Origin of the sequence: Salipiger sp. HF18, assembly GCF_011806505.1 — a bacterium.
Lineage (GTDB): Bacteria > Pseudomonadota > Alphaproteobacteria > Rhodobacterales > Rhodobacteraceae > Salipiger > Salipiger thiooxidans.
In genome coordinates this window covers 1-14,712 of sequence record NZ_JAATOS010000069.1, presented here as the reverse complement: position 1 = coordinate 14,712, position 14,712 = coordinate 1, and the positions used below count along the sequence as shown (strand labels likewise).

16 protein-coding genes are annotated in these 14,712 nt (G+C 70.8%); 4 read left to right on the top strand and 12 right to left on the bottom strand.

Going from position 1 to position 14,712, the window contains the following annotated elements; translation table 11 throughout:
- Both HC022_RS08990 and HC022_RS08985 read right to left on the bottom strand, forming a co-directional pair.
- The coding region (locus HC022_RS08990) for an ABC transporter transmembrane domain-containing protein (RefSeq protein WP_368484637.1) at positions 1-899 on the bottom strand (899 nt) is incomplete at its 3' end.
- Positions 896-1,591 (bottom strand): tyrosine-protein phosphatase, encoded by a 696-nt coding sequence (locus tag HC022_RS08985; protein ID WP_008885122.1) that lies wholly within the window; start codon positions 1,589-1,591, stop codon positions 896-898. The genes HC022_RS08985 and HC022_RS08990, both read right to left, overlap by 4 nt.
- A 141-nt stretch (positions 1,592-1,732) precedes the next feature.
- Here HC022_RS08985 and HC022_RS08980 point away from each other — a divergent pair, with 141 nt between their 5' ends.
- Positions 1,733-2,929, top strand: coding sequence for an alanine--glyoxylate aminotransferase family protein (locus HC022_RS08980; RefSeq protein ID WP_167452192.1), 1,197 nt, complete (start codon positions 1,733-1,735; stop codon positions 2,927-2,929).
- A gap of 70 nt (positions 2,930-2,999) precedes the next feature.
- Here HC022_RS08980 and HC022_RS08975 read toward each other — a convergent pair whose 3' ends face one another.
- The 3 genes from HC022_RS08975 to HC022_RS08965 form a co-directional block, all read right to left on the bottom strand.
- On the bottom strand, positions 3,000-3,203 hold the full coding sequence (locus tag HC022_RS08975; protein WP_008886262.1) for a hypothetical protein: 204 nt from the start codon (positions 3,201-3,203) through the stop codon (positions 3,000-3,002).
- Between the two features lie 118 nt (positions 3,204-3,321).
- Positions 3,322-4,437 (bottom strand): pyridoxal phosphate-dependent aminotransferase, encoded by a 1,116-nt coding sequence (locus HC022_RS08970; RefSeq protein WP_167452191.1) that lies wholly within the window; start codon positions 4,435-4,437, stop codon positions 3,322-3,324.
- Between the two features lie 374 nt (positions 4,438-4,811).
- Positions 4,812-5,141 carry a DUF1992 domain-containing protein gene (locus tag HC022_RS08965; RefSeq protein ID WP_167452190.1) on the bottom strand — a complete coding sequence of 110 codons (330 nt, stop codon included), beginning with the start codon at positions 5,139-5,141 and terminating at the stop codon, positions 4,812-4,814.
- Positions 5,142-5,252: 111 nt separating this feature from the next.
- Between HC022_RS08965 and HC022_RS08960 the strand changes: the two genes are divergently transcribed.
- Both HC022_RS08960 and HC022_RS08955 read left to right on the top strand, forming a co-directional pair.
- Positions 5,253-6,539, top strand: coding sequence for a lipoprotein-releasing ABC transporter permease subunit (locus tag HC022_RS08960; protein ID WP_089954002.1), 1,287 nt, complete (start codon positions 5,253-5,255; stop codon positions 6,537-6,539).
- A complete protein-coding gene (locus tag HC022_RS08955) occupies positions 6,532-7,215 on the top strand; it encodes an ABC transporter ATP-binding protein (protein ID WP_167452189.1) in 684 nt (227 codons plus the stop codon). The genes HC022_RS08960 and HC022_RS08955 overlap by 8 nt, the downstream gene beginning before the upstream one ends.
- A gap of 22 nt (positions 7,216-7,237) precedes the next feature.
- On the opposite strand, the gene HC022_RS08950 is transcribed toward HC022_RS08955, so the two are convergent.
- Complete coding sequence (locus tag HC022_RS08950; RefSeq protein WP_008884445.1) at positions 7,238-7,576, bottom strand: helix-turn-helix transcriptional regulator; 339 nt, start codon at positions 7,574-7,576, stop codon at positions 7,238-7,240.
- 134 nt (positions 7,577-7,710) lie between these two features.
- Between HC022_RS08950 and arsB the strand changes: the two genes are divergently transcribed.
- On the top strand, positions 7,711-8,763 hold the full coding sequence (gene arsB, locus HC022_RS08945; RefSeq protein WP_167452188.1) for an ACR3 family arsenite efflux transporter: 1,053 nt from the start codon (positions 7,711-7,713) through the stop codon (positions 8,761-8,763).
- Between the two features lie 2 nt (positions 8,764-8,765).
- Here arsB and HC022_RS08940 read toward each other — a convergent pair whose 3' ends face one another.
- From HC022_RS08940 to HC022_RS08915, 6 genes are all read right to left on the bottom strand, one after another.
- The gene (locus HC022_RS08940; RefSeq protein WP_167452187.1) at positions 8,766-10,034 is read right to left on the bottom strand and encodes a BatD family protein; all 1,269 of its coding nucleotides are present in this window, start codon (positions 10,032-10,034) and stop codon (positions 8,766-8,768) included.
- Complete coding sequence (locus tag HC022_RS08935; RefSeq protein WP_167452186.1) at positions 10,031-11,563, bottom strand: VWA domain-containing protein; 1,533 nt, start codon at positions 11,561-11,563, stop codon at positions 10,031-10,033. The genes HC022_RS08940 and HC022_RS08935 overlap by 4 nt, the downstream gene beginning before the upstream one ends.
- Entirely contained in the window at positions 11,560-12,564 is a 1,005-nt protein-coding gene (locus HC022_RS08930) for a VWA domain-containing protein (RefSeq protein ID WP_167452185.1), read from the bottom strand. Before HC022_RS08930 ends, HC022_RS08935 begins: the two co-directional genes overlap by 4 nt.
- Positions 12,561-13,058 carry a DUF4381 domain-containing protein gene (locus HC022_RS08925; protein WP_167452184.1) on the bottom strand — a complete coding sequence of 166 codons (498 nt, stop codon included), beginning with the start codon at positions 13,056-13,058 and terminating at the stop codon, positions 12,561-12,563. The genes HC022_RS08930 and HC022_RS08925 overlap by 4 nt, the downstream gene beginning before the upstream one ends.
- Positions 13,055-14,032 (bottom strand): DUF58 domain-containing protein, encoded by a 978-nt coding sequence (locus HC022_RS08920; protein WP_167452183.1) that lies wholly within the window; start codon positions 14,030-14,032, stop codon positions 13,055-13,057. Before HC022_RS08920 ends, HC022_RS08925 begins: the two co-directional genes overlap by 4 nt.
- 57 nt (positions 14,033-14,089) lie before the next feature.
- The coding region (locus HC022_RS08915; RefSeq protein ID WP_167452182.1) for a MoxR family ATPase at positions 14,090-14,712 on the bottom strand (623 nt) is incomplete at its 5' end.

The window sequence follows — 14,712 nt, the reverse complement described above, 5'->3', positions numbered from 1 at the left end:
GGGCGGGGGGGCGGGAGGGCGGGCGGGGGGGGGGGAAAAAGGGCCATGAACCCGCCGGGGGTCTTGGTGCCGGCGATGATCTCGCTGCCGCCGTAGAACAACACGCCGAGGAAGCCGATGCCCGCCATAATGTCGATGAGTCCGGGAATCGAGCTCTGCCCAAGCGCCGAGCGGGTCTCGGCCGTGATCCGGTCGTCGGTCAGCTTGCGATAGCGCGCCGCCTGATAGTCTTCAAGCCGGTTGAGCTTGACCGGGACGATGCCGTGGAACACCTCGTTGAGCCGCACCGACAGCCCTGCCGCGATGTCGCGCGCCTTGCGGGCATTGCCACGCACGTAACGCTGCACAAGGATCGAAGGCAGCACCATGAGCGGGGCGCCGACGAGCGCCACCAGCGTCCAGTGCCAGTCGATCCCCAGCGCCACGGCGAAGAGGGACACCAGCGCGATGACGTCACGCCCGGCGCCGGTGATGATGATGCGCCAGACCTTGCTGATCTGGCCCACGTCGCCCTCGACCCGCTGCATCAGGTAGCCCGGCCCGTGGGCCTGGTGGAAACTGCCGTCGAGGGTCATCAGGTGGCGTAGCAGGTCGTTGCGGATGTCGCCCACGGTCTCTTCCGAGATCCGGGTCAGCAGCACCTTCTGCACCACACTCGCTGTGGCGCGCACCAGGAAGCTGCCGAAGATCACCAGCCCGACCCACCACAGCGCGCCGGCGTTGCCGCCAACGAAGACCTGGTCGAACATCGGCTTCATCATGTAGCTGAGCAGCCCGAACATAGAGCCTTCGATCGACATGAAGATCAGCGCGATGGCCAGCAGCCAGCGATGCTTCCAGAGGTATCCCCACCAGAGCCAGACGAAGAGCCCCTTCGCGTTGGGCGGCGCCTTGGTCACGCCAGCTCTTCCGGCGGGCGCTTGGCGTCGAAGCCCGCCTGCAGTTTCCGGGCGTCGTATTCGGTGGCGATCCAGTCCTCGAAGCCGATGGGCTCGCGCCGGTTGCGCGCCGCGTATGTGTCGAGGATGTAGCCCTGGATCCCGGTCTTGGTGAATTCCAGGTGGATATACTTCAGTCCGAGCTGCTTGCGTGCCTCTTCGACCGGCACGCCCTCGAACACCATAAGGTAGACCGCCGAGGCAAAGCCCGCGCGGTCGGCGCCGGACTTGCAGTGGAACATCATCGGACGCTCGACGGTGCGCATGGTCTCGATCAGATGCAGGATGCGGGCGCGCTTGGGCGCCATCCGGGCCCAGAGCTTGGCGTGCTCGAGCTTGAGCCCCAGCGCCTCGCAGCTCTCCTTCTCGAAGAGGTAGTGCGAGAATTTCTCCTCGCCGCGCAGGGTGATGACCGTCTTGATGCCCATCTTGGCATATTTCTCGAACCGCCGGTGGGTGGGGTGGTTCGACCGCCAGACGCCGGGCGCGATCTCCCAGAAGTTCGTCCACACCGTGCGCAGCCAGGCGTGGTCGAACAGATGGTAATGGAAAGTGGAGAGCGCCCGCGATCCCGGCGTCGAGATGTCCTTGCCGAAGGACCGGCGCAGGCGCCGCTCGGCATTCTCGATCTTTTCCCAAAGCTGCGTCAGCATGTCGTCTCCACGGAAGTCAATCGCGGGTTTAGTGACCTTGCCCCCGCGTGGCAAGCCGCGGGGCGGATTGACGCCGCCGCGACTGCGGATAGTTTGGCGCTCGGGCCGTCATTTCAAGGGGCCTGTTTCACGGAGTCTTCCATGTCGCTAGCTCACGGCCGCCCCTACCTGGCCATTCCCGGCCCGTCCGTCATGCCCGATGCAGTGCTGCGCGCCATGCACCGCGCATCGCCCAACATCTACGAGGGCGAGCTTGTCGAGATGGTGCGCGGCATGGTGCCCGACCTGAAATATGTCGCGCAGACAGAGGGGCACGTCGCCATCTACATCGCCAACGGTCACGGCGCCTGGGAGGCTGCGCTGTCGAACGTGGTGGCCGAAGGCGACCGGATCCTGGTAGCGGCCACCGGGCGGTTCGGCCATGGCTGGGCGGACATGGCGACGGGTCTCGGCATCGAGCCGCAGGTGATCGAATTCGGCCGCAAGGGGCCGCTGGACCCGGCCCGCATCGCCGAGGCGCTGGCCGCCGACACCGAACACGCGCTGAAGGCGGTGCTGGTGACCCACGTGGACACCGCGACCTCGGTCCGCAACGACGTCGCCGCGGTGCGCCGCGTGCTCGACGAGACCGGCCACCCGGCGCTGCTGATGGTGGACTGCATCGCCTCGCTCGCCTGCGACCGCTTCGAGATGGACGCCTGGGGCGCCGACGTGATGGTGGCGGGCTCGCAGAAGGGCCTGATGGTGCCGCCGGGCATGGCCTTCGTCTTCTTCAACGACCGCGCGGCCGAGCGCCGGGCCGCGATGAAGCGGGTCAGCCGGTACTGGGACTGGACGCCGCGCGCGACCCCAGAGTTCTTCTACCAGTATTTCGGCGGCACCGCGCCCGCGCATCACCTCTACGGGCTGCGCGTCGCGCTCGACATGATCCGCGAGGAGGGGCTCGAGGCGATCTGGAGGCGGCACGAGACGCTGGCCCGTGCGGTCTGGGCGGCGGTCGACGTCTGGGGCTCGGAAGGGCCGATGTCGATGAACATCGCCGATCCGGCGCTGCGCAGCCACGCAGTGTCGGCGCTGCGCATCGGGGCGCCCTACGGTGCGCAGCTGCGGGAATGGACCGACAGCCGTGCCGGGCTGACGCTGGGCATCGGCCTCGGCATGTCCGAGCCCGACGATCCCGCCGGCACCGGCTTCTTCCGGATCGGGCACATGGGCCACGTCAACGCGCACATGATCCTCGGTGCGCTCGGCGTGATCGAGGCGGGGCTTCAGGCGCTCGGCGTGCCGCACGGCCGCGGCGGTGTCGCGGCGGCGGCGGAGGTGATCGGCGGCGCCTGACCGTTTGCCGGGGCCGGGTGCGCGCGAACACGCGTCGTGGGCGGGGAGGACCTGCCCGCGACGTCGCCGCTCAGCGGTCCGGGGCGGTGGCGTCGCGCTTGATGCGGTCGTCGAGCATGGTGATCAGGTGATTGACGCCGACGCCGGCGATGGCCACGGCACCCAGCCCCCAGTGCACCCAGATCACGCCGAAGATCCACAGCATGTTGATGAAGATGAAGAAGAGCGCTGAGCTGGTGTAGTCCGGTGCCGGTTGGCGGGTCTGGTCGTCCATGACGGGGCATCCTCGCGAAAGGGAACGGGGTCCGAAGGCGCGCGACGCGCGGACCCTACGTGCCGAGCCTTGCCGCGGAAGCCTTTCGGAAGGGTAACTCCCGAGGCTCCGAATTCGTTCAATCCGTTGCTTCGCGCAGCTCCGCCAGCGCCTCGGGAAGCGCCTCGGCGAGAATGTCGAGATCCGCCTCGGTGCCGGCGCTGATGCGGATGCAGCGGTCCTGCGGTGCCACGAAGGGCATGCGCACGAAGACGCCGCGCCGGGCCAGCGCCTGCAGCACGGCACGGGCATGGGGGCCGTCCTTGCCGCAGTCGACCGCGACGAAATTGGTGGCCGAGGGCAAAGCGCTCAGCCCGTTGTCGGCGGCGATCCGGGCGATGCGTTCGCGCGCTGCCGAGACCTTGCCGCGCACCCCGTCGAGCCATGCGTCGTCACACAGCGCCGCCAGCGCGCCGGCCTGTGCCGCGCGGTTCATGGCGAAGTGGTTTCGGATCTTGTCGAAGGCGCCGATCAGCGGCGCGTCACCGAAGGCGTAGCCCACCCGCGCGCCGGCCATGCCATAAGCCTTGGAGAAGGTGCGGAACCGGACGACGCGGGGGTGGTCGATCGCGATGACGGGCGCCGTGCCCTCGGGGGCGAACTCGATATAGGCTTCGTCGAGCGCCAGCACGCAGCCCTCGGGCAAGAGCGGCAGCGCCTCCTCGATCGCCTGGCCCGGGTGGCAACTTCCCATCGGGTTGTCGGGATTGGCGAGGTAGACGATCTTGGCATCGACCTCGGCCGCCCGCGCGAAGAGCGCCGCGATATCCTCGGCGTCGTCGCGGTAGGGGACCTTGTGCAGCACGCCGCCGAAGCCGGAGACGTGGAAATTGAAGGTCGGATAGGCGCCGTCCGAAGTCACCACCGCGTCGCCGGGCGAGACCAGCAGACGCACGAGATAGCCCAGCAGCCCGTCGATGCCTTCGCCGAAGACGATGTTGGCAGGGCCGCAGCCAAGTCGTCCCGCCAGTTCGGTCTTGAGCGCGAGATGGCTGGGGTCGGCGTATTTCCAGATCTCCGCATCGGCCGCCCGCATCGCCTCGACGGCGCGGGGCGAGGGGCCGAAGACGCTCTCGTTGGCGCCGAGCCGTGCGCGGAAGGCAAAGCCCTGCGCGCGCTCGAGTTCCTCGGGCCCCACGAAGGGCACGGTTGCGGGAAGGCTGGCGATGAGGTCGGGAAAGCGCGGTCCTGTCATGGAGGAAATCCCTACTGCGCCGGTGCTTAGGCGGTCAAGCGCAATGGCAGGTGATGGGGGGTGAGCGGGGAAGATCGGTTGGGGCGGGGGTGTGGGAAGGGGAGAGGGAGGCTGCGCCCGGTGGGGATGGAAGAGGGGCTCTGCCCCGTCTGCCTGCGGCAGCCTCCCCGGAGTTTATTTGGCAAGATGAAGGGCGGGGATCGCGCTTGGCAGGCGGACCTTGTCGTTGGTGGGAAGGGGAGAGGGGGTTTGCGCCGGGTGGTGAGGGAACAGGCGCTCTGCCCCGTCTGCCCGCGGCAGACTCCCCGGCGTTTGCCTGGCAAGTTGGAGGGTGGCGCGCGCGCCGTGTCGGTGGGCCCTGTCGCGCGGCGGGGTCAGCGCAGGAACTTGCGGCGGGCGTCGCGGGCGATCTCGTGGCGCATCTGCAGGTCGGCGATGCGGGCCATGTGGCGTTTCTTCTCGACGGGATCGCTGGCGGCCTGCCAGTCGGTGCGGGCGGCGTCGAGCTGTGCCTTGAGCCGGATCTCCTCGGGGAGGGCGCCGGCCTCGGCCATCATCCGGAAGCCCACCGCCTCGCCCGCGTCGAGATGCGCCTCGGCGGAGCGGTCGGGCAGCGGTTTGCCCTCGCCCTCGAGGCCCGAGAGCTTGCCCTCGGCTTCGGCCTTGCGGATCTGCCGTTCGGTGAGTCGGGTCCAGCGCAACATGGCGCGAGTATATCGGCGTACCGGTCGTTTTCAACGGGCTTTGCCTTGACCGCATGGGGGAGACGCGCCAGTTTCCGCCGCGAGCAGATGAACCGAAAGGCGCCGTCCCGCATGGCCAGCACACCGCCCCCCTTCGCCCCCTTCGAGTGGATGATCGCCTGGCGCTATCTCCGCGCCCGCCGCGCCGAGGGCGGGGTCAGCGTGATGACCTGGATCAGCCTCGTGGGCATCACCCTCGCGGTCTTCGCGCTGATCGCCACGCTGTCGGTGCGCTCGGGCTTCCGGGCCGAGTTCGTCGACACCATCCTAGGCGCCAACGCCCACGTGACCGTCTACGCCCAGAGCCGCGAGGACGAGTTCGGCCGGGTGGTGCGCACCTTCCCCGACTACACCCAGCGCGCCGAGCGGGTGGCGGAGGTGCCGGGGGTGACCCGCGTGGCGCCGCTGGTGAAGGGGCAGGTCATGGGCACCGCCAACGGCCGCAACGCCGGGGTCGAGGTCTTCGGCATCGCCGCCGACGACCTTGCCGCGATCCCGCGCATCGCCGATCCCGAGACCGGGCAGGGCGACATCGCGCGCTTCGACGAGGGCATCGCCATCGGTTCGGGCGTGGCGCGCGAGCTTGGCGTCGGCGTCGGCGACGAGGTGCGGCTGATCTCCCCCGACGGGGTGAAGACCGCCTTCGGGGTGTCACCGCGCGTGGTGAGCTACGAGGTCGTCTACATCTTCACCGCCGGGCGTTACGACATCGACCGGACCCGCGCCTACATGCCCTTCGAGGAGGCGCAGCTCTATTTCAACCGCGAGGGTGTCGCCGACGAGCTCGAGGTGATGACCGAGGACCCGGAGCATGTCGAGGACATCGCGCTCGGCGTGCAGCAGGCGGCCGGGCAGGGCGCGCTGATCTGGACCTGGCAGGATGCGTCGGGGGCGTTTCTCCGGGCGCTCGAGGTCGAGGACAACGTGATGTTCGTGATCCTCTCGGTGCTGGTGCTGATCGCCACCATGAACATCGTCTCGGGGCTGATCATGCTGGTCAAGAACAAGGGGCGCGACATCGGCATCCTGCGCACCATGGGGCTGACCGAGGGCTCGGTGCTGCGGGTGTTCTTCATCTGCGGCGCCTTCACCGGGGTGCTGGGCACGCTGCTGGGGGTGATCCTCGGCTGTCTCTTCGCCATCTACATCGATCCGATCTTCTCGTTTGTGAACTACGTCGCGGGTGGCGGGGTCTGGGATCCGGCGGTGCGCGGCATCTACTCGCTGCCCGCCAAGCTGCAATTCGGCGACGTGCTCAGCGCCATGGCGCTCTCGCTTGGGCTGTCCTTCGTCGTGACGATCTTTCCCGCCCGCCGTGCGGCGCGGATGAACCCCGTGGAGGCGCTGCGCTATGAATGAGGAAATCCTGCACCTCGAGGGCATCGAGAAACGCTACAACCCCGGCCGTCCCAACGAGGTGGCCGTGCTGCGCGGCGCGGACCTGACCGTCGGTCGCGGCGAGGTCGTGGCGCTGGTGGCGCCCTCCGGGGCGGGCAAGTCGACGCTGCTGCACATCGCGGGCCTGCTGGACACCGCCGACCGGGGCGAGGTCGCCATCGCGGGCGAGGCGCTGGGGGCGGCCTCGGACCGGCGCCGCACCATCCTGCGGCGGCAGGAGGTGGGGTTCGTCTACCAGTTCCACCACCTGTTGCCCGAGTTCACCGCGCTCGAGAACATCGTGCTGCCGCAGCTCGCCAACGGCACCGCCCGCGCGGCCGCGGAAGAGCGCGCCCGGGCGCTGCTTGCCAGCGTCGGCGTCGAGAGCCGGGCCGAGCATCGGCCGGCGGCGCTGTCGGGGGGCGAACAGCAGCGGGTGGCCTTCTGCCGGGCCATGGCCAACACGCCGAAGCTGCTGCTGGCGGACGAGCCTACGGGGAATCTCGATCCCGCAACCTCTGACACGGTGTTCGGGGCGCTGATGAGCCTCGTGCGCGAGACCGGGCTCTGCGCGGTGATCGCGACGCACAACCTCGAGCTGGCCTCGCGCATGGACCGTCAGGTGCGGCTGGACGAGGGACGGCTGGTGCCGGTCTGATCCGGCCCGGGGCCCCGCGGCGTCAGCAGGCGCCGCGGTCGGGCAGCAGCGCCGAGAGGTCGAGACACTCGGTGCCGGTGCCCTTGCAGCAATCGCGCAGCAGGAAGGTGACGAGCCCGCTCACCGTGTCGAGGTTCGCCGCGTAGAGGATCTCGCGCTGCTGCCGGGTGGCGCGCACGAGGCCGGCGCGCCTGAGCGTGGCGAGATGGCCCGACAGCGTCGAGGGCTTGGCGCCGAGCAGCCGTGCCACCTCCATCGCCGGGGTGCCCCCGGGGCCGCGGGTGACCAGCAGCTGGAAGATCGACAGCCGCGTGTCGTGGGCGAGGGCCGAGAAGGCGTCGATGGCGGTGGTCTTGTTCATATTTCGAGCCTGCCCGAAATGACGAAACTTGACAAGCGGAGGGGGCGTCGGCTAGCTGAGTTCTCACTTCGGGAATCCCCGAAATGACGAAACATCAGCGAGCGTCCGCCGCCGCCCGCCCGTGAGGTTCCGCCATGTCCGACGCATCCTGCACCGCGCCCGCCCCGATGGGCCGCTTCGAACGGTTCCTGACGCTCTGGGTCGCGCTGGCGATGGTGGGCGGCATCGCGCTCGGGCTGGTGGCGCCGGGCTTGATGGGGGCGGTTGCCGCGGCCGAGGTGGCGTCGATCAACCTCGTGGTGGCGGTGCTGATCTGGGCCATGGTCTACCCGATGATGGTGGGCGTCGATTTCGGCGCCGTCGCCGGGGTGGCGCGACAGCCCAAGGGCCTGCTGGTGACGCTTGCGGTGAACTGGCTGGTCAAGCCCTTCACCATGGCGCTGCTGGCGGTGCTGTTCTTCGACCATGTCTTCGCGCCGTGGATCGCGCCCGAGGATGCGGCGCAATACACGGCCGGGCTGATCCTGCTGGGCGCCGCGCCCTGCACCGCCATGGTCTTCGTGTGGTCGCAGCTCACCCGGGGCGACGCCACCTACACGCTGGTGCAGGTGTCGGTGAACGACCTCATCATGGTGGTGGCCTTCGCGCCCATCGTGGCCTTCCTGCTGGGCGTGACCGAGATCACCGTGCCGTGGAGCACGCTGGTGCTGGCCACCGTGCTTTACGTGCTGCTGCCGCTGCTCGCCGGGCTTCTGACGCGCCGGCTGCTGGGCTCGGAGGCGGCCATCGCGGCGTTCTCAGCGCGGGTGAAGCCTCTCTCGATGGTGGGGCTCGTGGCGACCGTGGCGATCCTCTTCGGGCTGCAGGGTGAGGTGATCCTTGCGCGGCCGCTGGTGATCGCGCTGATCGCGGTGCCGATCCTGATCCAGAGCTACGGCATCTTCGCGCTGGCCTATGGCGCGGCATGGGTCCTGAAAGTGCCGCACCGGATCGCGGCGCCCTGCGCGATGATCGGCACGTCGAACTTCTTCGAGCTGGCGGTCGCCGTCGCGATCTCGCTCTTCGGGCTGAACTCGGGCGCGGCGCTGGCCACGGTGGTGGGCGTTCTGGTCGAGGTCCCGGTGATGCTGTCGCTGGTAGCCTTCGCCAACCGCACCCGGGCGCGGTTCCCCGAAAGCCCGCGCTGATCCTAGCCCGCGTGGCCCGGGTTGAGCGGGGGCAGGGGCGCCGTGTCGCGATGGCGCCGCAGCCTGCCGCGCGCCTCCCTCAGCGCCGTGTCAAGCGCTGCCCAGGCGGCTGGGGCCTTGGTTTCGCCCCTGCCATAGCACGCCGCCCCGAGCGCCAGCAGGGCGTTCTGTACCGCCGGCGTGCGTCGCAGGTCGGCGCCGTCGCAGCGTGAGGCCCAGAGGTCGAGCGCCGGGCGCAGCGCCGCGTCGTCGCGCCGGGCTACCGCCTGCGAGAGCTGTTGCCAGGCGTGGCCCTCTGAGGCCAGCATCCGGGCCCTGTGCTCTTCGCGACGGAGGGCAAGCACCGGCAGTGCCCGCCGCAGCAGTGCGATCACCACCGCCAGCCCCACCACGACGGCCAGCCCAAGAAGCAGGAGGCGGCGCAGGTCGAGCGGCGCGGCGCCCGTTGCCCGAGGTCCGTCCACCTGCAGCGTGACCGGCCCGACCGAGGCGGTCTTCACGGTGCCGTCGTCGATGTCGTACCACTGCAGATCGACGGCCGGGACGGTGCCGCCGCCGCCGGCCTCGGCCACGTAGGTCACGCTTTCGGTGCGGGTGCCGCTCAGCACGCCGCGGTCGTCCGTCTCGGCCAGCTGCGGCTCGTCGGGATAGGCCGCCAGCCCCTCGAGCGCGACCCGCGGCAGCAGCGGCGGCAGGAACATCGGCGAGACGCCCTCGACCCCGGCCACCAGCCGCAGCGACAGGCTGTCGCCGGGCACCATGGCCTCGGGCGTGCCCTCGATCTCCTGTGTCAGCACCAGATCCGAGGCGGCGAGGAACGGGTCGAGCCCCTCGGCCCCCTCGGGCAGGATGCCGGAGAAGACGATGGCCCCGGTCGTCAGGGTAGCGGTCAGATCGTCGAGGCCCTCGGGGTTGCGGTAGGTGATCTGCACCTGCTGGGGCGGCAGGGTGAAGTCGCCCGGCACCATCGGTGCGATGCGGTAGCGGCGGGTGATCCCGGACCATGTCTCGCCGTTCACCCGCTTCGAGGTCGGATTGGTTGAACCCTCGGGCAGCCGAACGATCAGGTTCGGCGCCTCGAAGCCCGGCCACTGCGGCGGCTTCGGCATGAAGGTCGGCACCAGCACCGTGAGACGCAGGTTCAGGAACTGGCCGGGGATGGCCTCGGTCTCGGGGAACTCCACCAGAAGCTGCGGGGCGAGCGCCTCCTCCTGCGCCGCAAGCCGCAGCGGCAGGAGCAGGGCAAGCACGAGAAGCGCTGCGCGGATCATGGCTCTGTGCCCTCCTGCGGGGGTGCTGGCTGCGACGCCTCCAGCGCGAAGCGCAGCCGCAGGAACTCGTCGGTGCGGCTGTCCACCGTGGTCATCCACTGGTCCGCGGTGAGCATCGCGGCGCCCGCCGTGGCGGGGCGCTCGGTCTCCTCGCCGCTGCCGCTTTCGTTGTCGTAGACCTCTTCGTCGGCACCGATGCCGGTGTCCTCACCGGTGTCGGATCCCTCCTGAAGCGTCTCGATGTAGGAGACGATGCGCTTGGCGGTCGCGAGGTTCTCGGCAGCGCCGGGGTAGTCCGGGTCGCGTGCGAGGGCGGTCTCGAAGGCGCGCACGCCGTCGCGGTAGCTCTGCGACTTGATCTGCGCGATGCCCTGAACCATCGCCGCCTGCGCGGTCTCGACCCGGTCGAGCACCTCGATGGCGGCCTTGTACTGGCCGTCCTTGTAAAGCGCATAGCCGCGCCAGAGCGGATCGGTGAACAGCTCGGCGGCGCGCTCGTAGTCGCGTTTCTCGTAGGCGAGCCGGCCCTGCTGGTCCGGCGTCAGGAACCAGTCGGCGATGCCCTCGGCGCGGGCACCCTCGGCGCCGGGCAGCAGCGCCAGCACGGCCAGCACGGCCCACCGCATGGTCCAGCCGCGGCGGAACCAGAGCAGCAGGATCAGCGCCGCGGGCCAGGCCAGCCAATGCGCGCGGTCGTCCCACGGCTGCTCGGATTCCTCGAGCTGGGCGCGGCGGTAGGCGGCGTTCAGCAGCGCGTCCAGCTGGCGCACGTCGCCCGCATCCGCCGTCACCGTCACCACCGGCACCGACAGCGCGTCGATGCCCCGGTCGCGCGTGCCTTCGGGCAGCATCGCCAGCACCGCCACCGGCTGCGGGCTGGCGTTCAGCGCCGCGACGTCCGCCGCGTCGATGCCGTCGCTCACGAAGAGGATGCCGCCGGTGCTGGCCTCGGAGGCCAGAAGCGATTGCGCGAGCTGCAGCGCCTCGGCGGCGCGGGCGCCCTCGCGCGGCATGACCCGCGGCGAGAGGCCTTCAAGATAGGGGACCATGACCTGCGGATCCTCGGTCATCGGCAGCACCGCGTGGGCGGTGCCGGCATAGGCCACCAGCGCGGTGCGCGCGCCGGCACGCAGGTCAAGGAAATCACGGGTCTTCTGCTTGCCACGCTCGAGCCGCGTGGGCGCGACGTCGCTGGCCTCCATGCTGTCGGTGACCTCGAGCACGACCACGGCGGGGGCGGACTGGGCGGCGAAGGGGTCGGGCTGGCGTGACCACGTGGGCCCGGCGGCGCCGATGGCCGCGAGCACCAGCATCAGGGCGACGCTGTCCACCGGCGCCAGTCTGCGCCGGCCGCGGCGCCCGATGGTGAGCGCCTCGCGCAGGTGGGGGGCGATGGCCTCGGCCAGCATCGGCTTGCGCCGGTCGGCGCGGCGCACCGACCACCAGAGCAGCAGCACCAGCGGGATCAGCAGCAGCCAGAGCGGGCGCAGGAAGCGGAAGGCCTCGAGGACGAACGCCAGATCGCTCATGCCGCCGCCCCGGTGTCGCGTCGCGCACGGGCGCGCCCCTTGCGCAGCCGCAGCAGCGCCAGCGAGGCAAGGCCCACCAGCGCGGCGAGCCCCAGCGGCAGCCACGACAGCGACCGGCGCGGGCGGAATGAAAGCGTCTCGGTCTCGCGCGGGGCGAGCGCGTCGATGCGTTCGTAGACCGCGGTCAGCGCGGCCTCGTCGGCGGCGAAGAAATAAGCGCCGCCGGTCCGGTCGGCGATGGCGCGCAGCGTGTCGAGGTCGACGCGGTTCTCGCCGGTGGCATCGGGATCGCCGACGCCCACGGTGAAGATCTCGACGTCGCGCCCGGCGGCGATCTCGGCGGCGTTGACCGGGTCCATCCGGCTGGCGGTGTCGGACCCGTCAGACAGCAGGATCAGCAGGCGCTGGTCGATCTCGCTGCTTTCGAAGGTGCGGATGGCGAGGCCGATGGAATCGCCGAGCGCCGTGTGCGGCCCGGCCATGCCGACCTCGGTCCGGTCGAGCAGGGCGAGGATGGCGTCGAGATCGGCGGTCAGCGGCGCCTGCAGGTAGGCCGCCGAACCGAAGACGATCAGTGCCATGCGGTCGCCGTCCCGGCCCTCGACGAAGCCGCGCACCACGTCGCGCACCCCGGCGAGGCGTTGCTTGCGGGTGCCGTCGGGGGCGGTGAAAGCGCGGCTGTCCATGGAGCCCGAGATGTCGATGGCGAGCACCACGTCGCGCGCGGCAGTCTCGATGGTGACCGGCGCGCCAAGCCGCTCGGGCCGGGCCAGTGCCAGCACCACGAGGACCCAGCAGAGCGACGCCGCGATCACCGAGACCTTCGGACGCGACAGCACCACGGCACCGGCGCGGGGGGCGGCGCCCGCGGCCTCGGCGATGCGACGGAAGAAGGGAAAGCGCAGGGCGTCCTCCTGCTCGCGGTGGGGCGGGAACAGCTTCCAGACCAGCAGCGGCAGCGGCAGCAGGAGCAGCATCCAGGGCGCGGCGAGCTGGATCATGACGGCGCCCCCGCGACAGGGGGCCCGGCGCGGTGGCTGCGCAGCCACCGGCCTGCGGCGGCGCGCAGCTCGGGCGAGGGCGCGGTCCCGGTGTCGCGATAGGTGGCGCGGCGCAGTTCCTCGCCCGCGGCGGCAGGAAATCCGCCCTTGCCGGTGCGGTCGAGGAAGCGGGTCCAGTCGGCACCCGCGAGCGCCGCGACCTCCGTGCGCGGCCATGCGGCCAGCGCGGCGCGGCGCAGGATCTCGGCGAGCTCGGCGGTGGTGGCGGCGGTGCCGAGATCGGCCAGCGCGGCGCGGCGGTAGGCGTTGACACGGCGCTGCGCCAGCCAGCGCCAGAGCCCCCAAGCCACAAGCGCCAGCAGCAGCACTGCGAGCGCCGCCCAGCCCCATGTCTGCGGCGTCAGCGGCACCGGAACGGGCGGCGCCGGCTCGACCAGCAGGTCGATGAGCGCGACGAGGCTTTCGGCGGTTTCCGGGGCGTCCTCGTCGGTCATCGCGGCCCGAGCCCCATCAGGCGGCGCATCTGCGGCAGGGTCTCTTCTCCGGCGGAGAGCGGCAGGATCGCGACGCCGAAGCGGCGCTGCCAGTCGAGCACCTCGCGGATCCGGCCACGTGACATCTCGGCCAGCCCCTGCCGGGCGCCGGCGGAGCCCGTGTCGATCTCGGCCTGCAGCGCGCCGTCGGTGACGATGAGGCGCAGGCCCGGGGGCAGCTCGCCCGCGCTGGGATCGGTGACCGGCACCAGGATCAGGTCGTTGTGCCGTGCCAGCGCCGCCACCACGCGCTCGGTCTCGGCGTCGATGCCGTCGAAATCGCTCAGCACCACGATCAGGTGGTTGCGCGGGGCAATGCGCGCCACCGAGCGCAGCACCTGCGTGAGCCCGATGGGCGTCACGTTGGGGGCCTCGGCGTGCAGCAGCGCGCTGGCATCGGCCAGCGCGGTGAGGAAGCGGTTGAGCGCCGCGCGGCTGCGCTGCGGACGGATCTCGGCCAGCACCTCGTCGCCGAAGACGATGCCGCCCACCCGGTCGCCCTGGTCCAGGATGCGGAAGGCGGTCATCGCGGCGGCCTCGGCGGCGGTCACCGACTTCATGTTGTGCCGCGTGCCGAAGAACATCGACATGCGCTGGTCGACCACCAGCAGGGCGGGGCGGTCGCGTTCCTCGGTCATCACCCGCACGTGCGGCGCGCCGGTGCGGGCGGTGACCTTCCAGTCGATGGCGCGCACGTCGTCGCCGGGCAGGTAGTCGCGCAGCTCCTCGAAGTTGAGCCCGCGCCCGCGCAGCCGCGAGGCATGGCGGCCGTTCAGCACGGATTGCGCCGGCTGGCGCGGCAGGAAGCTGAGCCCGCGCGCCGGACCCTCGAGGCTGCGCAGATGCGCGAGACTCGCGTGGATGCGCGGATCCTCCGACGCCTGCCGGGTCTTCGGCAGGGTTCCGGTGCGGATGCGGGCGGCGCGGTCCTTCATCTTCTCCCCCCTTCAGGTGGTCGGGCCAGCGGTCGGGTCAACCGCCGGGGTGGCGTCTCAGGGCAGGGCCACCTGCCGGACGATCTCGGCCACCACCGCGTCGGGGCTGACCCCTTCTCCCTGCGCCTCGTAGCTGAGGCCCAGCCTGTGGCGCAGCACGTCGGCGACCACGGCGCGGATGTCCTCTGGGTCGACGTAGTCGCGACCGGCGAGCCATGCGTGGGTGCGCCCGCACTTGTCGAGCGCCAACGAGGCGCGCGGGCTGGCGCCGACCTCGATCCAGCGCTTCAGGTCGTCGCCGAACTGCCCGGGCACGCGGGTGGCGTTGACCAGATTGGCGATGTAGCGCTCCATCGCCGGGGCGACGGGCAGGGCGGCGATCTCGCGGCGGGCGGCGCACACCGCCTTCTGTGGGGCCGGAGCGCGGGGCCCGACACGGGCGCCGTCCGCGGGCGCCTGCGCCGCGATCTCCTCGGAGCGGACGAGGCGGATGACCTCGACCTCGTCCTCGACAGGTGGGTAGGTGATGTTCACGTGCATGAGGAAGCGGTCCATCTGCGCCTCGGGCAGCGGGTAGGTGCCCTCCTGCTCGATGGGGTTCTGGGTGGCCATGACCATGAACAGCGGCTCCATCCGGTGGGTGGTGCCCGCCACCGTAACCTGCCGTTCCTCCATCGCCT

What these genes read in the sequence shown, in the direction of transcription:
- HC022_RS08980 (WP_167452192.1), top strand. Translation starts at nt 1,733, where the DNA reads ATGTCGCTAGCTCACGGCCGCCCCTACCTGGCCATTCCCGGCCCGTCC.
- HC022_RS08950 (WP_008884445.1), bottom strand. Translation starts at nt 7,576, where the DNA reads ATGAACAAGACCACCGCCATCGACGCCTTCTCGGCCCTCGCCCACGAC.
- HC022_RS08975 (WP_008886262.1), bottom strand. Translation starts at nt 3,203, where the DNA reads ATGGACGACCAGACCCGCCAACCGGCACCGGACTACACCAGCTCAGCG.
- HC022_RS08940 (WP_167452187.1), bottom strand. Translation starts at nt 10,034, where the DNA reads ATGATCCGCGCAGCGCTTCTCGTGCTTGCCCTGCTCCTGCCGCTGCGG.
- HC022_RS08985 (WP_008885122.1), bottom strand. Translation starts at nt 1,591, where the DNA reads ATGCTGACGCAGCTTTGGGAAAAGATCGAGAATGCCGAGCGGCGCCTG.
- HC022_RS08955 (WP_167452189.1), top strand. Translation starts at nt 6,532, where the DNA reads ATGAATGAGGAAATCCTGCACCTCGAGGGCATCGAGAAACGCTACAAC.
- HC022_RS08925 (WP_167452184.1), bottom strand. Translation starts at nt 13,058, where the DNA reads ATGACCGACGAGGACGCCCCGGAAACCGCCGAAAGCCTCGTCGCGCTC.
- HC022_RS08970 (WP_167452191.1), bottom strand. Translation starts at nt 4,437, where the DNA reads ATGACAGGACCGCGCTTTCCCGACCTCATCGCCAGCCTTCCCGCAACC.
- arsB (WP_167452188.1), top strand. Translation starts at nt 7,711, where the DNA reads ATGTCCGACGCATCCTGCACCGCGCCCGCCCCGATGGGCCGCTTCGAA.
- HC022_RS08935 (WP_167452186.1), bottom strand. Translation starts at nt 11,563, where the DNA reads ATGAGCGATCTGGCGTTCGTCCTCGAGGCCTTCCGCTTCCTGCGCCCG.
- HC022_RS08920 (WP_167452183.1), bottom strand. Translation starts at nt 14,032, where the DNA reads ATGAAGGACCGCGCCGCCCGCATCCGCACCGGAACCCTGCCGAAGACC.
- HC022_RS08960 (WP_089954002.1), top strand. Translation starts at nt 5,253, where the DNA reads ATGGCCAGCACACCGCCCCCCTTCGCCCCCTTCGAGTGGATGATCGCC.
- HC022_RS08930 (WP_167452185.1), bottom strand. Translation starts at nt 12,564, where the DNA reads ATGATCCAGCTCGCCGCGCCCTGGATGCTGCTCCTGCTGCCGCTGCCG.
- HC022_RS08965 (WP_167452190.1), bottom strand. Translation starts at nt 5,141, where the DNA reads ATGTTGCGCTGGACCCGACTCACCGAACGGCAGATCCGCAAGGCCGAA.